The organism is Chitinophaga agrisoli (assembly GCF_008386695.1).
GTDB classification, from domain to species: domain Bacteria; phylum Bacteroidota; class Bacteroidia; order Chitinophagales; family Chitinophagaceae; genus Chitinophaga; species Chitinophaga agrisoli.
Genome location: NZ_VUOC01000004.1, coordinates 365,534 through 384,261 on the forward strand (window position 1 = coordinate 365,534; position 18,728 = coordinate 384,261).

Here is an 18,728-nt window from a genome sequence, read left to right on the forward strand (position 1 = left end):
ATTTATCAATATTCAATAAGCAACAAATATACTATTGTTTTACAAATATCAAAATAATTTTAACTGATTTTGATTACTGTGGATAAACTCCTCCTGATAGCGGGCTCAGGGTATGTATAAAAAAATGATTTTTATTCAGTTACAGATTCTTCCTCGCCCGATTGCTGGCGCGCATACAGCTCCGCATAGTAGCCATTTGATGACATTAATTCTTCATGCGTACCCGTTTCTACGATCTTACCGTCATCCAGCACTATGATCTTATCAAATTCGAACAGGGCAAAGATGCGGTGCGTAATAATAATAGCGGTCTTATCCTTCAGGTAGGCGTACAGGTTACCAATGATCTCTTTTTCCGTACGGGCGTCCACGGCGGAGAGGCAATCGTCGAACACCAGGATGTTGGGATCCATGATCAGGGCGCGCGCGATGGAGATCCGCTGTTTCTGGCCGCCGCTCAGGGTAACGCCCCGCTCTCCTATCATCGTATCAAAACCTTCCTTAAAGTTCAGGATGTCTTTTTCTACAGAGGCCTGGCGGGCGGCCTGCTTTACAGCTTCCACGCCGGCGGTGGGCATGCCAAAGCGGATATTATTGGTAATATTATCAGAGAAGAGGAACACATCCTGCGGTACATAGCTGATCTGGCTGCGCAGGCTATCCAGCCGGAGGCCGCGGATATCGTGGCCATCCAGGAGTACGCGGCCCTGCTGCGGATCGTACATCCGTAACAGTAACTGGGCCAGGGTGGATTTGCCGGAGCCGGTACGGCCTATCACGGCTACTTTCTGGCCGCGCTGGATATGCAGGTCAAAATCCTTGATGGCCTGTATACCGGTATGCGGATAGGTAAAAGATACATGCTCAAACCGGATACTGCCTTGCAGGGCAACGGATTGTGCGTCGGGGCTGTTCTTAATATTGGGCTCCACCTGCAGGAATTCGTTGAGGCGTTGCTGAGAGGCGGCGGCGCGCTGGATCATGGAAGCTACCCATCCTATGGAAAAGAACGGGAAAATAAGCATGTTCACATAGATCACGAACTCCGCCAGGTTACCCACGGTAATATTGCCCTGGATCACCTGGATACCGCCTATAAATATGGTGAGTATCACGCTCAGGCCTATCATCAGCGACATGGCCGGCTGGTACAGGGCGTCTGTTTTGGCCAGGCTCACGGAGCTTTTTTTATACTCTTCGCTGGCCTGTTCAAAATGCCGGGCGCTGGCCGTTTCCTGTACATAAGATTTGATCACCCGGATCCCGGAATAACTTTCCTGCGCAATGGAGGTAAGGTTAGACAGCTGGGCCTGGATGCGCTCGCTTTTGCGGTGAATGATCCGGTTCACATAATAAATGGTCAGGGCCAGCAGGGGTAAGGGTGATAATGTATATAAGGTAAGGGTCAGGTTTACCTTCACCATCAGGGATACGATCATCACCATCATTATAATGGTACGGGCGGCATACATAATGGCGGGGCCAACGTACATACGCACCCGTGATACATCTTCCGTAATCCGGCTCATCAGGTCGCCGGTACGGTGCATCTTAAAGAAGTTAAGGTCCAGCACCTGGTAATGCTGGTAAATATCGTTCTTGAGGTCATATTCAATGTGGCGGCTCATCACGATGAGGGTTTGCCGCTGGAGGAACATAAAAAAGCCGCTGAGCAGCGCAGACAGGAGGATGGTCACGCCATAAAAGGCCAGGATGCGGGTAAAATCAGAACGGAACGCGCCTTTGATACCGGTGTCGCTGATCATGCGGTAGCTGTCCAGGTTCTGCGCCAGGAGATCAAAGATCTGGCGTACCATTACTGGTTGGAACACGCTGAATACAATAGAGATGGAGGTGAACAGCAATCCCAGTATGAACAACCATTTGTATCTGACAAAGTATATATTAAGCGCGGCGAGGTGTCTCATTGATAGTGATTAGCGGTTAGCTTTTAGCATTTAGCTCGTAGCAGTTAGTGATCAGCTATTTATGAAACAAGGCGGGTCTAACATACCTGCATGGTCATTCCTGGCTAACAGCTAATAGCTACGAAGCTAGCAGCTAAAAAAAGTACTGTTGGCATTTCAGCCATTAGCAACCAGCCGGTTATGTGGACCACATATATTAATATGGTCATTCCCCGCTAACCGCTAACAGCTAAAAGCCAACAGCTAAATTATAAAGATTTCAGCGTTTCCACTATTTTGGCTTCGATCTCGGCAGGTTGAACGTCCTGCTTAACGAATTTTTGGCCGGTAATGTTTTCGAACAGCTCAATATAGCGATCGCTTACGCTTTTCACGAATTCTGCTGTCATTTCCGGTACCTGCTGACCGTCTTTACCCTGGAAACCATTCTCCATCAGCCATTCACGTACGAACTCCTTGCTCAGCTGGCGTTGCTGTTTACCGGCTTTCTGGTTCTCTTCGTAACCTTCTGCATAGAAGAAACGGGAAGAATCCGGGGTATGTACTTCGTCAATCACATAAATGGTGTCTCCGATCTTGCCGAATTCGTATTTTGTATCTACCAGGATCAGTCCGCGTTTGGCGGCCAGTTCCTTACCACGCTCAAACAGGGCGAGGGTATATTTTTCCAGCTGGGCGTAGTCCGCTTCGCTTACCAGGCCCTGGGCAATGATCTCCTCGCGGCTAATGTCCTCATCGTGGCCTTCGTGGGCTTTGGTGGTAGGCGTAATAATGGGAGACGGGAAGAAATCGTTCTCCTTCATGCCTTCCGGCATGGTTACGCCGCAAAGCTCGCGTTTGCCGCTTTTATAGGTCCGCCATGCATGGCCGGTCAGGTTACCGCGTACTACCATTTCCACAGGGAAGGTCTCGCACTTCAGGCCAATGGTAACATTGGGCAGGGGTACAGACTTTACCCAGTTGGGCACGATATCTTTGGTGGCCTCCAGCATAATGGCGGCTACCTGGTTAAGCACCTGGCCCTTGTACGGGATAGGTTTGGGCAGCACCACATCAAATGCAGAGATACGGTCGCTTACCAGCATCACCATCAGCTTATTATCAATGGTATACACATCGCGAACCTTTCCTTTGTAGAAGGCAGACTGCCCCGGAAATTTGAAATCAGACGTAAGCATCAGTAAGAAAAATTATAAATTAACTTAAAATGAACCACTTAGAACCTTCAAAAGATGGGCAAAAATACTGTACGCAGCTAAATAAACACGGAAACCCGCCCACTTTTTCCACGTGGTGGATAAAAAAATTACGTATTAAACCTTTCATCTGAAAATATATGATTACAAATCACTTACCGCCATAGGTTAAGATAAACACATGGTGTTAATAAATAAACGGTTAAAAAAACTTATATAAATTATTCTAATCTCTTAAAAATTTGTAATTTGAGCCATGATTTTGTAATTACCCGAACCATGCGCCGACACGCATTCTTAATATGGGCAGGTATCATAATCACCGGTTGCGCACAAGGCCAATCGGCAGAAAACACCCATATGGATTTCGAGAAATACGATCCGGTATCCACCTTAAAAGTGCCGGAACATCCGCTTAGCCGGGCTAAATATCCCTTCATTGATGTGCATAATCATCAATGGAATATGGGCAGCCAGGACCTGGCGGGCCTCGTAAAGGACATGGACGCCCTGCACATGCAGGTAATGGTGAACCTGAGCGGCAGCAACGGCAGCCGCCTGAAAGAAATGGCAGATAATATAAAAGAGCACGCGCCAAAGCGGTTCATTGTATTTGCCAATATTGATTTTGACGGAATAGGAAAGCCCGGCTGGACAGAGAAAGCAGTGCAACAGCTGCAGGAAGATGTGCAACATGGCGCAGGCGGGCTAAAGATATTTAAGACACTGGGATTAAGCGTAAAGGACAATACCGGTAAACGTGTGACAATTGACGATCCCCGGCTGGATGCCATCTGGGACAAATGCGCCGCTTTGAAGATACCGGTACTTATACATGCGGCAGATCCGGAACCGTTCTGGGAGCCCATGGATGAGCATAATGAGCGCTGGCTGGAGCTGGTCTCCCATCCCGGCAGGCAACGCGGGCCTAAAAACCCCGCCCCCTGGGAACAGATCATTGAGGAACAACACCGGATGTTTAAAAAACATCCCCAAACCACCTTCATCAATGCGCATTTTGGCTGGTATGCAAATGACCTGGACAAATTAAGCGCCCTGATGGAGGTTATACCTAATATGTATGTGGAGTTTGGCGCAGTGATAGCGGAATTAGGCCGGCAACCCATCAGGGCCCGGGAGTTCTTTGAAAAATACCAGGACCGGATCTTATTCGGTAAAGATTCGTGGGTGCCTTCGGAATACGCTACTTATTTCCGTGTGCTGGAAACAGCGGATGAGTACTTTCCGTACCATAAAAAATATCACGCCTTTTGGCGCATGTATGGGATGCACCTGCCAGATGAGATACTAAAAAAGATCTATTATAAGAACGCATTGAAGATTATCCCGGGAATCGATAAAGGGGCTTTCCCCGATTGATGTAGCCGTAAGGATGATGCCCGGATGACTCAATGCGTGGGGGATTATATTTTATCGTTAAACAAATACACTTATGAAACCGAAACACAACAATGGAAGCAATCATCCTACATCAATAAAACAACGACCTATGAAGAAGCAATTCTTAGGAGCAGCCGTATTAATTATGGCGCTGTGCTGCTCTCTGCAATCGAAGGCGTCCAATGATACCGTTTATTATAAGAACGGTGCCATCCGTTTTATTATCAACAAAGGCGATAACGGTACTAACACGTTTTTGCAGTTGAACGGAGAAGGCGGTGAAAACCTGCTGAAACCTGGACGGTGGTCTTACAACTACTTTGATTCCAGAATGACCCAGCACGGTTACACTATCCAGGACAACACCGTAGCTGACGCTTATTGGATCCGTCAGCGCAATGGCAAACCTGATTCCGTGTTTAGCACGATCGTGTACACCGCGGATCAGAAACAACAGCTGGCTGATGCAACCGCAGCGCTGTACGCTAACTTAAAGTATCCCTTTAAGGCAAAGGAAAATGGTGTTAATGGCACTGTTTACGTATCCTTTGTAGTTGACAAGCAAGGCCAGATCAGCGAAGTAGAGCCTATGACCAAACTGGGTTATGGTCTTGAAGAAGCTGCTGTTGAAGCAGTTAAAGGGTTAAAGTTCACACCTGTAAGCTATGACGGACGCATAGTGAGCATGTACTTTGAACTGCCCGTGAAATTCCTTTTACAACAGCAATAATTTTGCGAAGGGCGCCCAATGCCTGTAAAGGCTAAAGCCTCCTCTCCTATTGCTGCTTTTACGTGAACGTTGTTGCCTGCTTGTCCAGGGTTTATGATGTTATTGCTATAATGAGCGCAGGGCCTTTCCGTGTATGATCAGCAGACATGTTTTTTTAATCTGCACAAATGGATCAACAGGACACAGTTTTAGTGCTGCTGACTGCATAGAGAAGCCCTGCATTACTGCCCATTAGGCAAATCAACATTGTAAGGACGACACTGTACCGGATGCGGTACCAGGATATGTAGATGCTGTACGTTATTTGCTTCACCGTACAGTCATCGCCCATACCTGCGCAACAGCTTCACTGCTGTCCATCTTACTTATTTCAAAAAAATGGCCTCCGGCCTAACGGGGATCTTGTCTCCAGTAAAATTACTTTTGGTGCTGCGGTAAGGGTGATGCTCCCTCCCACCACCAAAAGCGGTTGAACTGCTGGCAAAATGCCCTGTTGTTTTTTTAGGAAGATCTGATCTCTAAAAGACCCGCCGCCTTGCCTGCAGCATGTTGCCTGATAAGGCCCAGGATATATTCATTTTCCGGGTAAGGCGTAAGCCATTCTTTGAGGTTTTCACTACCGGTAACGGCTATCTCGCGGGGCAGGTACCCCATCCCATAGAACCGCCCTTTTTCCATAAGTATACAGCTTTGCTCCTCCCTGTCCCTGCCATGCCCCAGGATCACAAATGATGGCTGCTGTTGCTGCAACCAGTTGATAGCATCCTGTACCCGCTGATTATATATTGTTACGCTTTCTTTCTTTTCACAAGCCCCGTGGCAGGTATGTTCCTGTAATGGTAAACAGGCCCCGTTGCCTTTTTGCAGGAAACAAAGCCGCGGACAAAGGTCAAACCGCCGGATCAGCTGCCGCAACAGCTGGTGCCCTTCTATCAGCAGCTTAAACACGTGCAGCGGGGTAGTATATTTCCGTTTCTTTTCAATCGCTAACCGCAGGTAACCGTCCTGGTCCTCAAAACAATAGAATCCAAAATTGAACTCCATATGTTTCTGGGCGTAATTGTATACCGGCCAGAGCCGCTTGATCTCCACAGATTCCAGGATTCCCGCCATCAACTCCGTACCTGTTATCTCACAACTGATACTAAAGATGTTACGCAGAAAAGCCTGCCGTTTAGGACCGGCATTATTACCTGTAAAATGGCTGTTTACCCTTTTACGGATATTCCGGGCCTTGCCTACATACAGCACCTCCCCCTTCTGGTCATGGAAATAATACACGCCCGGCGATAACGGTAACTGCTTTACCTGCTCCGGTGGCAGGTTAGGCGGCAGGAACTGCTCCTTGGAGCCCACCTTCAGAGCGCCGGCAATGGCGTCCTGGGTATCCCGCTGCAGCAACAGGGCAAACAGGCTTACGGTGGCGGCGGCATCGCCCGTGGCCCGGTGGCGCTGCAGAATGGGTATGCTCAGCGAACGGCAAAGATTGCCCAGGCTATAGGAAGGCAGCCCCGGTATGATCTTACGGCCCAGCCTTACAGTACAGAGCTTTTTACATTTCAGCTCAAAACCGTTGGCCCCCAGATGATATTGTAAAAAAGAATAATCGAAGTTCACATTGTGCGCTACAAAGATCTTGTCCTGCAGCAGATCATAGATCTCTGCCGCTACGGCTTCAAAATCCGGGGCGCTGGCCACCATTTCATCCGTAATACCGGTAAGTGACTGTACATAATAGGGAATGGGCATCCGCGGGTTCACCAGCGTATGGTACTCCTGCACTACTGCCGTACCATCATATACAAAAATGGCTACCTCCGTAATGGCATTGGCGCTGGCATGGCCTCCCGTAGTTTCTATATCGACAATGGCATACATTTAGTTAAAATTACGAATTGCGCGCGAAATTGTACCTTACAACTATTCTTACTTAACCGCTAAAAAAATATCCCAGATTATGGCAACCACTAAATGGGCGATCGACCCCGTACACAGTCACATTAGTTTTAAGGTGAAACACCTGATGATCTCCACCGTATCCGGGCACTTCCACAATTTTCACGTGGAGGCGGAAACGGAAGACGAGGATTTTATGACGGCCAAAGCAGTTTTTACAGCGGAAACAGCCTCCGTACATACCGGCAATGAAGAACGGGACCGGCACCTGCGCTCCCCGGATTTCTTTGACGACCACCGTTTTCCGCAGATAAAGTTTGTACCCACCAAATATGTATCCGTGGATAATGACGGTTCTTACAACATTACCGGCGACCTGACCATACGGGATGTAACAAAATCAGTGGAATTTGGCGTTGAATTCGGCGGCGTGGTAAAAGACCCCTGGGGTAATACCCGCGCGGGCTTTACAATTAGCGGAAAGATCAACCGCAAGGATTTTGGGTTGAACTGGAGCGCGCTCACGGAAGCGGGCGGACTGGTGGTAAGCGATGATGTGAAGGTACTGGCGGAAATCGAGTTGGTAAAACAGGCGTAAGCCATTGGTTAAAATAATAAGCCGGGCGCAGGCAGATCCTGCGTCCGGCTTTTTGTTTATACGGCTTTTCCGTACACTCATTTATTTTACTTCATCTTAATGTGGGGCGCCAGGGTCCTTGCTATTATTCATTTGTTTGCGCATTTCTTGCTGAATGTTCTTAGCCTCATCAAGATGGGTATGGAGAACAGGCAGCGTTTTGGCGGCAAAACCTTTCAGGTCCGGATCTTTGAGGTTATTAGACGCTTTGTCGAACATGTCTATATCCTCGTTATGATCGTCCACCATCATATCGATATATGCCTTATCGAACGCTGTTCCATTCTTTTTCTTAAGCTCGTCTATATGATGCTGGTGCTCATCTCCCACACTATCCGGCAACGTAATGGTCTTGGCGGCTGCCAGCCCCTTCAGCTCATCATTGGCCTTGGAGTGGTCGCGGATCATCATACTGCCAAAATCCTTTACACGCCGGGAGCTTGCATTCTGCTGGGCCAGCTCGCCCAGCTTAACTTCCATAAGCCCGCCACTCGCCGCTTTTACCGCAAAATCCGACACATCGTTATCTACCGCTATGCCTTCATTTTGCTGTTTGGCGCTGTCTACACTGTCACTGTCTGCCCTTTTGCTGGTAGGACCACCGCAGGATTGCAACATCCAGGGCAGTAAAGCCGCCAGGAATAAACCCTTCCAGAATGCTCGTTTCATAACTATCGTTTTGGTGAATGATCTATCCGCACATTATTTCTTCTTCATTGCTTCCTGTATCGCCTTGGCGGAGTCCAGGTGGGCCCTGATAACAGGCAGGGTGTTAGTAGCAAAACCCTTCAGGTCCGGGTCCTTAAGATTGTTGGAAGCTTTGTCAAACATATCCGCTACATCCTGGTGACCATCCACCATCATATCAATATAATCCTTGTCGAAATCCTTGCCTTTCTTTTTGCTCAGGTCATCCATATGTCTCATATGTTCTGCGCTTACGCTGTCCGGCAGGGTAATGCTTTTGTTGGATGCTATCCCCTTCAGCTCATCGTTAGCTTTAGAGTGATCGCGCACCATCATACTGCCAAAATCCTTTACGCGTTGTGAGCTGGCGTTCTGCTGGGCCAGCTCTCCCAGTTTTACTTCTGTCATACCGGCGTCTGCCGCTTTAACTGCAAAATCTGAAGACTCATTATCCACGGGCGCAGTGGTTTCGTTTACCGTCTGCGCGCTATCTACACTGTCATTGTGGGTGGTGGTACCGCCGCCGCAGGACTGCAACATCCAGGGCATTAAAGCCGCCAGGAATAAGCCGTTCCAGATTGTGAGGCGAAAAGGCTTTGCATGGGTTGCTGCTGTGTCTGACGGCCGGGGCGTGTTGAATGCTCGTTTCATAATTATCGTTTTAGTGAATAATCTATGTACCTGTTCCTTAACAAAAAGGGTACCGGGGCCTGCTTCTCAATAGTTTACAGGGTAAAAACCGGGAAATCTGTAGCGTAAAAGACATAATTTGTAAATTAAAACATGGAATAAATTCCCCTTTATGAAACATCTTTTATACATCCTTATGATGATGAACAGCTTACAAAGCCTGGCGCAGCAACAGCAAGTGATCCATTTATGGCCGGGAGCGGTACCGGGCGAAACGGCGGCCAAACATGCCGCCAAACCCACGCCGGATACCGGCCGTGGCGTAATACGGCTAACGGATGTTACAGATCCTATCCTTACGGTGTACCCGCCCGCAGACAGCACCGCCAGCCGTCAAACCGGCATCATTGTATGCCCTGGCGGCGGCTACAGCATACTGGCCATTAACCTGGAAGGCGAAGAGATAGCCCGCTGGCTCAGCGGCCTTGGCTATACGGCATTTGTACTGCAGTACCGCGTACCACAAAAAGAAGCAGGCGCCTTACAGGATGTGCAAAGGGCTATACGCATGGTGAAAAGCCGCGCCAAAACCTGGAACATTCACCCGGATCGTGTAGGCGTGCTGGGTTTTTCCGCCGGCGGCAGCCTCAGCGCACGCGCCAGCACCCTGTATACGCAGGATACTTATCCTAAAGTGGATAAAGCAGACGAGCTTTCCTGCAAACCGGCATTTGCCGTGCTCATCTACCCCGCTTATCTCGATAAAGGAACGAACCGCGGCCTTACCCCGGAGCTGACCGTAAATAAGGATACGCCCCCTATGTTCCTGTTTGCTACGGCGGATGATCATTATGGCAATAGCGCCCTGGTAATGGCCGGCGCCCTACGGGATGCGAAAGTGCCGGTAGAATTGCATTTTTACCCTAATGGTGGCCATGGTTATGGTTTACGCCCCGGTAACCCCGCCGCGGATGTGTGGCCCGGGCTGGCGGAAAAATGGCTGGATAATATAACAAAATAACAGGTTGATGGACGGATGTGCGGAGTGATGGACGTATTGGTCCATGCCAAAAAATTAATTATTATTATGATACATCAAATCAGCTTAGTGCCATGGAAATAATACCTATAGGAAGGAATACATTCGGCAACCCGGCCAACGCCGGCAATACCCTAAGCCGTTCAGCCGCCGATGCGCTGCTGATGGAATGGGTAAAGAATGAGCGGCTGCAGCTGCATATGCGGCAGGTAGGCTACCTGATGCGCTGCTGGGCGGCGGAACAGGAAGGCCTGGACGAGGCAGGCCAATGGCGCTGGGAAATGGCCGGGCTGCTGCATGATGCCGACTGGGACCTGTGGCCGGAGCAACATTGCCATAAGATCATTGCGGAACTGGAACAGCGGCAGGTTTGCCCGGAAATTATACGGGCCATTGCCTCCCATGGGCCACGCTATTTTGGCGTGGAGCCGGAAACCACCATGGATAAGATGTTGTATGCTTTTGACGAGTTATCCGGCCTGGTGCATGCTTACTCCCTCATGCGGCCGGAAGGTTATAGCGGTATGGATCTTAAAGGCGTAAAGAAACGGCTGAAAGAGAAATCATTCGCCGCCAACGTATCCCGCGAGGATATACAGGACGCGGCTGCCCGCGCAGGCATTGCGCAGGATGAGCTCATCGCCTTTGTGGTCAAACATCAATCTGCCAGGCAGCTGGCCTTATAAAATTATCATTGGAAGGCGTCTCAAAGAAAATGAGGCGCCTTTTTTCATTTTAAAGGATCTTTGTATAAACCCCATCAAAATGAGAGCGCTACCAGTATTATTATTGCTTATCTTCTTCCGTGTGGACAATATATCAGCACAAAACATGGCAGGCGAATATTACCTGCGGGGCGTTATGGAAACAGCCTCCGGATTCCGGTTAAATGCAGATAGCAGCTTTGATTTCTTTTTCTCCCAGGGTGCGCTGGACAGGTACGGTAAGGGTAAATACAAGATCGTGAATGACAGCATCCAGTTTACAAGCGTCACCAGCCAGGACCATGACTTTACCCTTGTTAACAGCAGCAAACAACCCGGAAAAAATACGGTCATTAAGATCACGGAGCCCAACCAGCAGCTGCTTAAATATGTGTTTGTAAGAGTGCGGTCAGGACAGACTATTAAAGGAGACTTTGCGGATAGCGACGGTTATTTTAGATACGAAGGCCCGCACCCGGATTCCATTGAAATGATGTTTGAATTCTGCCCGGAAAAGTGTACCGTCGTGCCGGTATCCAATGACCACAACTATTTTGAATTCAAATTTGAGCCCTGGTTGTTTGAATATTTCTTCCGTGATTTCCGCCTCCAGTTATCCGGTCCGCAGTTAAAAGGCGGCCATCCGCTCCTGCAGGGGAATGCGTTTGTATATAACAAAGAGGAATAAAAAAACCGCTCCCTTCCGGGAAACGGTCTTTTCTATCTGTCCGTTGTAATCCTATTTATTGCTGATCTGCGCTTCCAGCTGGCGCCAGTCGTAGTAATGGAACGTATGATCAGTGCTCATCACTACAAAAAGCCCTTTGGGAAAACGGCTGCCTATGGGCAGGTTGGTCACGTCTGAACCGTCGCTGTTGATAGCGGAAACCGGTATGCGCTGCAACAAGGTATGCTGCTGGGGCGCATTGGCCGCTCCTTCCCTGCGGTACACATTAAAGCTGTTGGCGTCCTGGTCAGATACCAGCACATAACCGGCGCCAGGCCCGGTTTTGTAAATACTGATGCCTTCATTATCTGCCTTAAATTCTCCTTTTCCAAAAATGGCCAGTTCTGCATTGCCTTTCTCCGGATCCGCATAATATTTACGGATGCCGGCCTGCTCATCGGAATAATAAATATATCCCAGCTCATTATCCACGGCAATGCTTTCTATTTCCTTAATACCGCTGTAACGGCCAAACTTGCGCACTACGGTAGCGGCTATTTCGCCTTTACCATTATCCTGCAGGCGGTATTGCCAGAGATAGCTGGAGTCCGGGCCGGTCTTACGGCCTACGATGGCAAAGATAGCTTTGTCAGAAGGGCGGGTGTACAGGCTGATGCCCATGGGCGCCCGCTCCTGCTCGCCGTCAAACACAGGAATACCGCCGCCATCTACCGGCTGCATATCCGGCAGGCGGAAAATGCGGATGCGGTTGTTCTCGCGTTCTGTGGTAACGGCTATATCTGTGGGCTGTCCGTTCAGGGACAGGCCATAGGCGATATCCACATTATTAGGGCGTTTAAGGCCGCCTACTTTTTTGACGATCTTACCGTCAAGATCAAATACATACAGGGCGCCATCCGTGTTCTTATCCGTACCTACGATCAGGCTGTGGGCGGTGTCTGCAGGGTTGATCCAGATAGCCGGATCATCGGAATCGTATTGTACCGGCTCCGTTACCACTACTGGTTTTAAAGGCTTTACGGTGGCAGTATCCTTTATATCCTTTTCTGTAACGGGCTCCTGTTGTGCGCCCTGGCAGGCCGTCAGGCTCCAGGCGCAGCAGAGGACGGGAATGATGTATTTCACTGTTGATCGTTTTTTTTGCTGCACAACGCAGGGTCTTCTTCCCTGTTTAATTATATAAAGCGGGAAGCATAAAGTATAAGTGCGTCTTATACTTTATACTTCCGGCGGCTTTATACGCTGTGTGTTTGTTTTTTGCTATGTATTTTATTTTGTACCGAACGCGCCGATATAGTTGGCCGGCACGGGCGATTTAAACGTAACGCCATTGGCGGTAAGGCCGGTAGCGCTGAAATGTGGCGTAAAGTCAGTCTTTCCTTTGCCCAGCGCCGGAGAACCTGCCTGCAGGTGGAAATCCCAGCTATTGTCGAAAGTGGAATTCAGCTTATCCGTGCTTACAGGGTAGTTCACGAACTTGGGATCATTGGCGCCGGCAGTAGTACCACGGATATCACCCGTACCTGCAATGATGTCTGTGCCAGGCTGGAACTGGTTTACGCCTTCCTGCAGGAAACCATAGTAAAAAGTATTACCAAATACGGAGCGGTTATCTTCCGGAACTTCTACATCGCGTTTGATACCAAAACGGTCATTTGCCAGCATGTTGTTGTACAGGGTCACCTTCACGCCTTCTTCTACCCATATAGAGCCGCCTTTAGGTGTAGGCCTTCTCCAGCCAGCGTTCACGATGGTGTTGTTATACCCGATGACGTCTGCCTGCGGCGTACGCTCGTCGGAGTTAGACAGCTTCATACCGTTGGTATTGGGGCTGTAGATCAGGTTAAAGGCTACGTCTGCCACACAACCGGATTTAATGTTCACGGCATCGCCGTTAGCCAGGCCGGTAGTATGGAACAGGTTGTTGGCGATCAGCAGCTGGCCGCCTTCCAGGTAAATACCGTCTTCATGGAAATTGCGCACGGTGCTGTTCACCATGATGAATTTACCGTTTACATTGCTGGTGTATACAACAGGCACCGGTTCGCCGGCTTCGCCCTTGTACAGACCTGCTTTTACGGAGGCAGATTCTTCTGTAGTCACGGCGCCGCCATACTCCAGTACGGCGTATTGCAACACCAGCTCTGCGCTGTTAGGACCGGCAATAATACCACCCCACAGACCGCCAAACGCATTCTTGTCTGTCTTGAAATTATCGGGTACAGTGAATTTTACCGGGCTCTGTGCGGTACCCATGGCGTACAGGTTCCCTTTAACGATCACTTCGGGTTTTACGATGGAATCGCTGAACAATACGGTTACGCCTTCTTCAATAGTCAGGGACTTGCCTTCTGCGATCTGGATAGAGCCGGTTACGTTGTACACGTTACCTTTTGTCCAGGTGCCGGAAACATCGCCGGAGATAGAGGTCGTATCGCCGCCGGTGGGAGGCGCAGGCTGGTTATCGCTGTTTTTGCTGCAGCTGGCCAGTACCACCGCTGTGAGTGACAGGGCAATAAAAGAATGTTTCATGTTGTTAGCAGTTTAATTTAATAATGTATTGTCCAATTTGTTTTTAGAATTTATAACGGGCGCCCAGCAGGTAGGTACGCTGGTAATAATCGCGGCGGATCAGCACCCGGCCATCCGGCGACTGGTAAGGGATGGCCTTTGAATTGGTGTACGGTTTACGCACATACACCTCCATAGGCGTGTTCAGCAGGTTGTTAGCCTTGGCGAAGATGCCAAAATGGCCCAGCGATTTTTCCAGGGAGAAATCCATCTGCACAAAACCTTTCTGCCACTGGTCATCACCCAGGTACTGGGATACCACCACTATCCGTTCACCGGTATAGTTGCCCGCCAGCTGCACATCCCAGCCATAGCGGCCGCTTTTGTACAGCAGGGTAAGGTTGCCGGTATGGGCCGCCTGGCCATACAGCGGGCGGGTCTCGTCTGCTGAGGAAGTAAAAATGTCTCCGTTATTAGCGGCCGTACGTACATAAATTGTCTTGGGCGTAGTAATAGAAGAATGGGTATAGGTATAATTGGCCTTTATGCCAAACTGTTTAACGTATTTGATGAAGTCCAGCTCCAGGCCATAGTTATTGGCGTTACCAAAATTGCCCGGCATATAGTACAGGAAATTGGAACGCGGCTCCAGCTGCAGGGTGAACTCGATAGGGTCTTTGATATGTTTATAAAAAACGCCTGCCATGAACTGCTCCGTAGCACGGGGGAAGAACTCATAACGCAGGTCTATATTGTCTGCAATGGCGTGTTTCAGGTCCGGGTTACCGGTTTCGCGGTACTCTTCCCTTACCACAGGGCCGGGCACCAGCTCAGAGAATCCCGGGCGGTTCACAGAGCGGAAATAAGAAGCGCGGATATTGGTCTTGTCCCAGGGCATAAAACGGAAGTGCAGGCTGGGCAATACATCTGTGTATACCTGGTGACCGGTGGGATTGTCTTCCCCAATGGGCGCCTTCATCGCATAACCCTGGTCTGTGTGCTCTGCCCGCGCGCCACCGGTCACTTCCAGGTGCGATGCGCTAACCTTGAACTGCAGGTAACCGGCGCCGGTTTTTTCAAAGGCAGTATAATTTAATGCGGAGCCTACGCTGCCACGGGGATTATCCAGCGCCCAGGCAATATCCTTATAGTCTGTAAAATCAACCCCATATTGCGCCTGCAGGTTCTGCGGATGGAACTGGTAGTTGTTGTAGAAATTATCCCGTTGCTTATCGCGGTAGAGCCCTCCTATCTTCCATTCTACCGGCAGGCTGGCTACAGGTTTGTTCCAGGTTAGGTTCAGATACCCCGCCAGGTCCCGGTCTGAGTTATGTTCCCAGCGGCGGGTGGCGTCTCCAACGTTGGTACGTTGCTGCACAAAATTCTCCTGTATACCAAACAAAGGGATAGTGGTGTTATCCGGTTGCGTTTGCGTAGCTTTTGAATAAACGGCAGACCATTGCAGCAACAGCTTATCCGCCAGGCGGTGATCGCCCTGCAGGGTGCTGTTATAGATCTGCTGCTGGGTAATACGGGACCGGGTCTTATAGCCCAGGGTAGCATTTCCTTTATCCGGGTCATAATCGCCAATGCTCAACTCCGTCTCCACCGCATCGCGTACCTGTGTATTGGTAAGGCGCATATACGCATTATATAACTGCAGGCTGTTACGGCTGTTGATGCGGTAATCCAGTTTGGCATGCAGCCCATACCGCAGCTGCTCTTCAGAATACGCACGTTTCTCCATACTTGTTACCACTACCCCGCTGAGGGTATCCCTTTTATCCGTATCAAAGAACAGGCTGTTACTGCCCCGGTAAGTGTGCTGGTAACTGCCGGCTATGATCACCCCCAGGCGGTCATTCAGGAAACGGTTGCCGATGGAAAGGCCGCCTATCAGGTTAGGCATAGGGCGGCGCGTACTATAATCAGATGTAGCGTTATTAAAATCAGCGGCCGTGGCATTATATTGATTACCACGCAGCTCATAGGGCGATTTGAAATTAACCGCGCCCTTATTGAAGCTCAGAAAATCACGGTCAAAGAACAGCTCATTATACCCGGTACCAATATTGGCTTCTACAGACAGGTGATCCGGGGCGTCCTTCATCACCATGTTCACGGCGCCGCCTACGGCATCGCCTTCCATAGAAGGCGTAAGGGCTTTATATACTTCCAGGCGGTCCAGCAGCTCTGAAGGGAAGATATCCAGCGGTACATACCGGTACTTATCATCCGGGCTGGGGATCTTAACCCCGTTTACCAGGGTATAGTTATAGCGTTTATCCATCCCCCGGAGAATAGCGTACTGTCCGTCACCATTACTATTACGCTCAATGGAGATCCCGGACATGCGCTGGATCACATTGGCCACCGTCAGATCGGGCGACAGGCGGATGGCCTGGCCGGACACCACATTCATCACCTGGGGAGCGTTCCTTTCTATCTGGCGGGCCGTACCCTCCGTGGCGTGGTTGGTTTTACCGGCTACCACTACTTCGTGCAGGGTCTTATCATGATCTGCTTCCAGGTCTATATCTATATTAAGGGGCGCATCGCCGCTGATGGTCACTTCCTTTACCAGGGTCTTGTATCCCGCCAGGCTGATGCTGAGGTGGTAAGTACCCGCTGGCGCGTTCTTTATAATAAAGGAGCCGTCCAGACCGGAGATATCATGTAATCCTTTTTCTTCCAGCACAACGGTGGCGCCTATCAGTGGCTCATGAGAGGTTTGGTCTGCCACCCGTCCTTTTACCGGGCCTGCCAGGGCCTGCAGCGTACCTGCGATCACATAGAGAAGGATAAAAAATAATCTGCGGTGCATAGTGGATTTTTTTGACCGGACAAAGGTGCATTTGCCAGCATGCAAACCCAACTTTAGGGCGTGAACAAAAAGGAAGCAGCGTTACAGATCAAGGAAACAGGAAGGCAACAATGTGAACAATGGCATCTTAACAAACTGATAATCAACTGTAACTTCCGTAACAAAATGGACATTAACTTAATGTTAAGGGGCAACAATTTGTAGCTTGGAAACCGTTTTGTTAACACTCCGGTAATATGGATGCGCGTCCTTTGTTTTATGAAAACAAGGTTCCTGATTGTCAGCTTCCTGTGCTTTATTTCCCTGCGCCTTTTTGCCCAGGAGGAACTTACATTGAAACTGCGCCAGTTTGAACAGGTTACGGAAACGCCCCTGCCCTTGCGGGACTCCTCCTTTCTGGCGCTGAAGGAAGCTTATAATAAGGCGCTGGAAGAGAAAGATCTGGTAACCGCCGCCCTCTGCCTGCAGCAAATGGGCCATACCTGCTACCACCTGGGGCATTATCCCCAGGCCCTGGACTACCACCTGCAGGCGGCCAACCTGTTCCGGGCCACCGGTAAAAAGGAACTGCTGGCAGATAACCTGAACGATGTGGGTATCTTATATTATTATAGCCGGCAGCGTAACCTGGCCCGTGCCCAGTACGACGAAGCCCTCTCTATCTATAAGGAGCTCCATAATAAGACGGGCATGGCGGAGACCTATGGAAAAATAGGCCACCTGTATGAGAAAAACCAGCGGTATGACAGCGCCTTCTTCTTCCAGCGCCAGGCCCTCACCCATTATCTCCAGGCGGATGATAAAAAGGGGATGGCCAAGATCTACGAAAATATTGGCAGCATATACGAAGACCTGGAGAAATATGACTCCGCCGGGCATTATTTCCGGCAGGCGCTGACCTTAGACCAGCAAACGGGGGATTATATTGCCAGCATAGAGGTGTTGAATAACCTGGGCGATGTGCTCCGCAAAACAGGCCGCTACCGCGAAGGGCTGGCACAGACCCGGCAGGCCCTTGACCTGGCCCTGGTCACCAATGAGCAGTACCAGCTCAGCGGCGCCTACCGCGATATATCCCGCTGTTATAACCTCCTGGGCATCAACGATAGCGCCTATTATTACCTGGAGCTGAGCCGCAAACACCTGCTGGATATCTACTCCCGCGAAAGCAGCAAACAGGTGGCCCTGCTGCAGACCGTATACGATATGGAGAAAAAGAACCATGAAATCGAGCGCCTGCAGAACGCCCGCAAGATGAATGGGGTGATTGGCGTGGCGGTGGTGATCGTGATTGCCCTGCTGATCGTATTAGGCACGGTGATCATCAGCCGGCAACGCCTGCGGATGCGGCATGCGCAGATACTTGCAGAACAGGACCGCCGGTCCTGGGAAACGCAGCAACAGAATATGCAAACAGAACTGGAGAACCGTAAACTGGAGTTGACCACGCATACCCTGCATATCATCGAAAAGAACCAGCTGCTGGAAGAGTTACGGAACCGCCTTGATGAGCTGGTGAAAGATGACCGCCGCGATCAGAAAAAACAGCTGAAACAATTACATCAGCAGATCAACCACAGCTTCCATCATGACGGGTATTGGGAACAGTTCCGGGATATGTTTGAGCAGGTGCATCAGACATTCTATAATAACCTCAAACAGTGTTGTGATAGTTTAACGCCAGGTGACCTGCGGCTGGTAGCGTTATTAAAAATGAATTTACCCTCCGGGGATATTGCCACCTTACTATCAATATCGCCTGATAGTTTACGCGTAATGCGGTACCGCCTGCGGAAGAAATTGAATATGGAACAGGGCGAAAGCCTGACCGCGTTTATACAGTCGCTCTAAAATCTA

At 49.8% G+C, this 18,728-nt stretch carries 15 protein-coding genes; 7 read left to right on the top strand and 8 right to left on the bottom strand.

Annotated features, from left to right (window positions below):
• Window positions 1–131 precede the first annotated feature (131 nt).
• Complete coding sequence (locus tag F0L74_RS20785) at window positions 132–1,928, bottom strand: ABC transporter ATP-binding protein (RefSeq protein WP_149839838.1); 1,797 nt, start codon at window positions 1,926–1,928, stop codon at window positions 132–134.
• Window positions 1,929–2,176: 248 nt separating this feature from the next.
• On the bottom strand, window positions 2,177–3,106 hold the full coding sequence (locus tag F0L74_RS20790) for a phosphoribosylaminoimidazolesuccinocarboxamide synthase (RefSeq protein ID WP_149839839.1): 930 nt from the start codon (window positions 3,104–3,106) through the stop codon (window positions 2,177–2,179).
• Window positions 3,107–3,484: 378 nt separating this feature from the next.
• Between F0L74_RS20790 and F0L74_RS20795 the strand changes: the two genes are divergently transcribed.
• Window positions 3,485–4,504, top strand: coding sequence for an amidohydrolase family protein (locus F0L74_RS20795; protein WP_246197779.1), 1,020 nt, complete (start codon window positions 3,485–3,487; stop codon window positions 4,502–4,504).
• 130 nt (window positions 4,505–4,634) lie between these two features.
• Window positions 4,635–5,255 (top strand): energy transducer TonB, encoded by a 621-nt coding sequence (locus tag F0L74_RS20800; protein WP_188316089.1) that lies wholly within the window; start codon window positions 4,635–4,637, stop codon window positions 5,253–5,255.
• A gap of 501 nt (window positions 5,256–5,756) precedes the next feature.
• Here the strand turns inward: F0L74_RS20800 and F0L74_RS20805 are convergent.
• Window positions 5,757–7,133, bottom strand: coding sequence for an exonuclease domain-containing protein (locus F0L74_RS20805; protein ID WP_149839842.1), 1,377 nt, complete (start codon window positions 7,131–7,133; stop codon window positions 5,757–5,759).
• A 79-nt stretch (window positions 7,134–7,212) separates the two neighbouring features.
• Here F0L74_RS20805 and F0L74_RS20810 point away from each other — a divergent pair, with 79 nt between their 5' ends.
• A complete protein-coding gene (locus tag F0L74_RS20810) occupies window positions 7,213–7,749 on the top strand; it encodes a YceI family protein (RefSeq protein WP_149839843.1) in 537 nt (178 codons plus the stop codon).
• 96 nt (window positions 7,750–7,845) lie between these two features.
• On the opposite strand, the gene F0L74_RS20815 is transcribed toward F0L74_RS20810, so the two are convergent.
• Both F0L74_RS20815 and F0L74_RS20820 read right to left on the bottom strand, forming a co-directional pair.
• Entirely contained in the window at window positions 7,846–8,457 is a 612-nt protein-coding gene (locus tag F0L74_RS20815) for a DUF4142 domain-containing protein (RefSeq protein WP_213087042.1), read from the bottom strand.
• A gap of 33 nt (window positions 8,458–8,490) precedes the next feature.
• Window positions 8,491–9,126, bottom strand: a complete 636-nt coding sequence (locus F0L74_RS20820; protein ID WP_149839844.1) for a DUF4142 domain-containing protein — start codon at window positions 9,124–9,126, stop codon at window positions 8,491–8,493.
• Between the two features lie 151 nt (window positions 9,127–9,277).
• Between F0L74_RS20820 and F0L74_RS20825 the strand changes: the two genes are divergently transcribed.
• The 3 genes from F0L74_RS20825 to F0L74_RS20835 all read left to right on the top strand — a co-directional run bounded on the left by F0L74_RS20825 (window position 9,278) and on the right by F0L74_RS20835 (window position 11,536).
• Window positions 9,278–10,126: an alpha/beta hydrolase gene (locus F0L74_RS20825; protein ID WP_149839845.1), complete on the top strand. Its 849-nt coding sequence runs from the start codon at window positions 9,278–9,280 to the stop codon at window positions 10,124–10,126.
• Between the two features lie 92 nt (window positions 10,127–10,218).
• Window positions 10,219–10,830 carry a hydrolase gene (locus F0L74_RS20830; protein ID WP_149839846.1) on the top strand — a complete coding sequence of 204 codons (612 nt, stop codon included), beginning with the start codon at window positions 10,219–10,221 and terminating at the stop codon, window positions 10,828–10,830.
• 79 nt (window positions 10,831–10,909) lie between these two features.
• Window positions 10,910–11,536, top strand: a complete 627-nt coding sequence (locus tag F0L74_RS20835; protein WP_149839847.1) for a hypothetical protein — start codon at window positions 10,910–10,912, stop codon at window positions 11,534–11,536.
• A 51-nt stretch (window positions 11,537–11,587) separates the two neighbouring features.
• On the opposite strand, the gene F0L74_RS20840 is transcribed toward F0L74_RS20835, so the two are convergent.
• The 3 genes from F0L74_RS20840 to F0L74_RS20850 all read right to left on the bottom strand — a co-directional run bounded on the left by F0L74_RS20840 (window position 11,588) and on the right by F0L74_RS20850 (window position 16,871).
• Complete coding sequence (locus tag F0L74_RS20840) at window positions 11,588–12,661, bottom strand: phytase (protein ID WP_246197780.1); 1,074 nt, start codon at window positions 12,659–12,661, stop codon at window positions 11,588–11,590.
• A gap of 144 nt (window positions 12,662–12,805) precedes the next feature.
• Window positions 12,806–14,068 carry a beta-helix domain-containing protein gene (locus F0L74_RS20845; protein WP_149839848.1) on the bottom strand — a complete coding sequence of 421 codons (1,263 nt, stop codon included), beginning with the start codon at window positions 14,066–14,068 and terminating at the stop codon, window positions 12,806–12,808.
• A 43-nt stretch (window positions 14,069–14,111) separates the two neighbouring features.
• A complete protein-coding gene (locus tag F0L74_RS20850; RefSeq protein WP_149839849.1) occupies window positions 14,112–16,871 on the bottom strand; it encodes a TonB-dependent receptor in 2,760 nt (919 codons plus the stop codon).
• Between the two features lie 258 nt (window positions 16,872–17,129).
• Between F0L74_RS20850 and F0L74_RS20855 the strand changes: the two genes are divergently transcribed.
• The gene (locus F0L74_RS20855) at window positions 17,130–18,722 is read left to right on the top strand and encodes a tetratricopeptide repeat protein (RefSeq protein ID WP_149839850.1); all 1,593 of its coding nucleotides are present in this window, start codon (window positions 17,130–17,132) and stop codon (window positions 18,720–18,722) included.
• Window positions 18,723–18,728 lie beyond the last annotated feature (6 nt).

Bases quoted from the DNA above. Each gene is read 5' to 3' on its own strand.
- F0L74_RS20785 (WP_149839838.1), bottom strand. From the start codon at position 1,928: ATGAGACACCTCGCCGCGCTTAATATATACTTTGTCAGATACAAATGG.
- F0L74_RS20790 (WP_149839839.1), bottom strand. From the start codon at position 3,106: ATGCTTACGTCTGATTTCAAATTTCCGGGGCAGTCTGCCTTCTACAAA.
- F0L74_RS20795 (WP_246197779.1), top strand. From the start codon at position 3,485: ATGGATTTCGAGAAATACGATCCGGTATCCACCTTAAAAGTGCCGGAA.
- F0L74_RS20800 (WP_188316089.1), top strand. From the start codon at position 4,635: ATGAAGAAGCAATTCTTAGGAGCAGCCGTATTAATTATGGCGCTGTGC.
- F0L74_RS20805 (WP_149839842.1), bottom strand. From the start codon at position 7,133: ATGTATGCCATTGTCGATATAGAAACTACGGGAGGCCATGCCAGCGCC.
- F0L74_RS20810 (WP_149839843.1), top strand. From the start codon at position 7,213: ATGGCAACCACTAAATGGGCGATCGACCCCGTACACAGTCACATTAGT.
- F0L74_RS20815 (WP_213087042.1), bottom strand. From the start codon at position 8,457: ATGAAACGAGCATTCTGGAAGGGTTTATTCCTGGCGGCTTTACTGCCC.
- F0L74_RS20820 (WP_149839844.1), bottom strand. From the start codon at position 9,126: ATGAAACGAGCATTCAACACGCCCCGGCCGTCAGACACAGCAGCAACC.
- F0L74_RS20825 (WP_149839845.1), top strand. From the start codon at position 9,278: ATGAAACATCTTTTATACATCCTTATGATGATGAACAGCTTACAAAGC.
- F0L74_RS20830 (WP_149839846.1), top strand. From the start codon at position 10,219: ATGGAAATAATACCTATAGGAAGGAATACATTCGGCAACCCGGCCAAC.
- F0L74_RS20835 (WP_149839847.1), top strand. From the start codon at position 10,910: ATGAGAGCGCTACCAGTATTATTATTGCTTATCTTCTTCCGTGTGGAC.
- F0L74_RS20845 (WP_149839848.1), bottom strand. From the start codon at position 14,068: ATGAAACATTCTTTTATTGCCCTGTCACTCACAGCGGTGGTACTGGCC.
- F0L74_RS20850 (WP_149839849.1), bottom strand. From the start codon at position 16,871: ATGCACCGCAGATTATTTTTTATCCTTCTCTATGTGATCGCAGGTACG.
- F0L74_RS20855 (WP_149839850.1), top strand. From the start codon at position 17,130: ATGAAAACAAGGTTCCTGATTGTCAGCTTCCTGTGCTTTATTTCCCTG.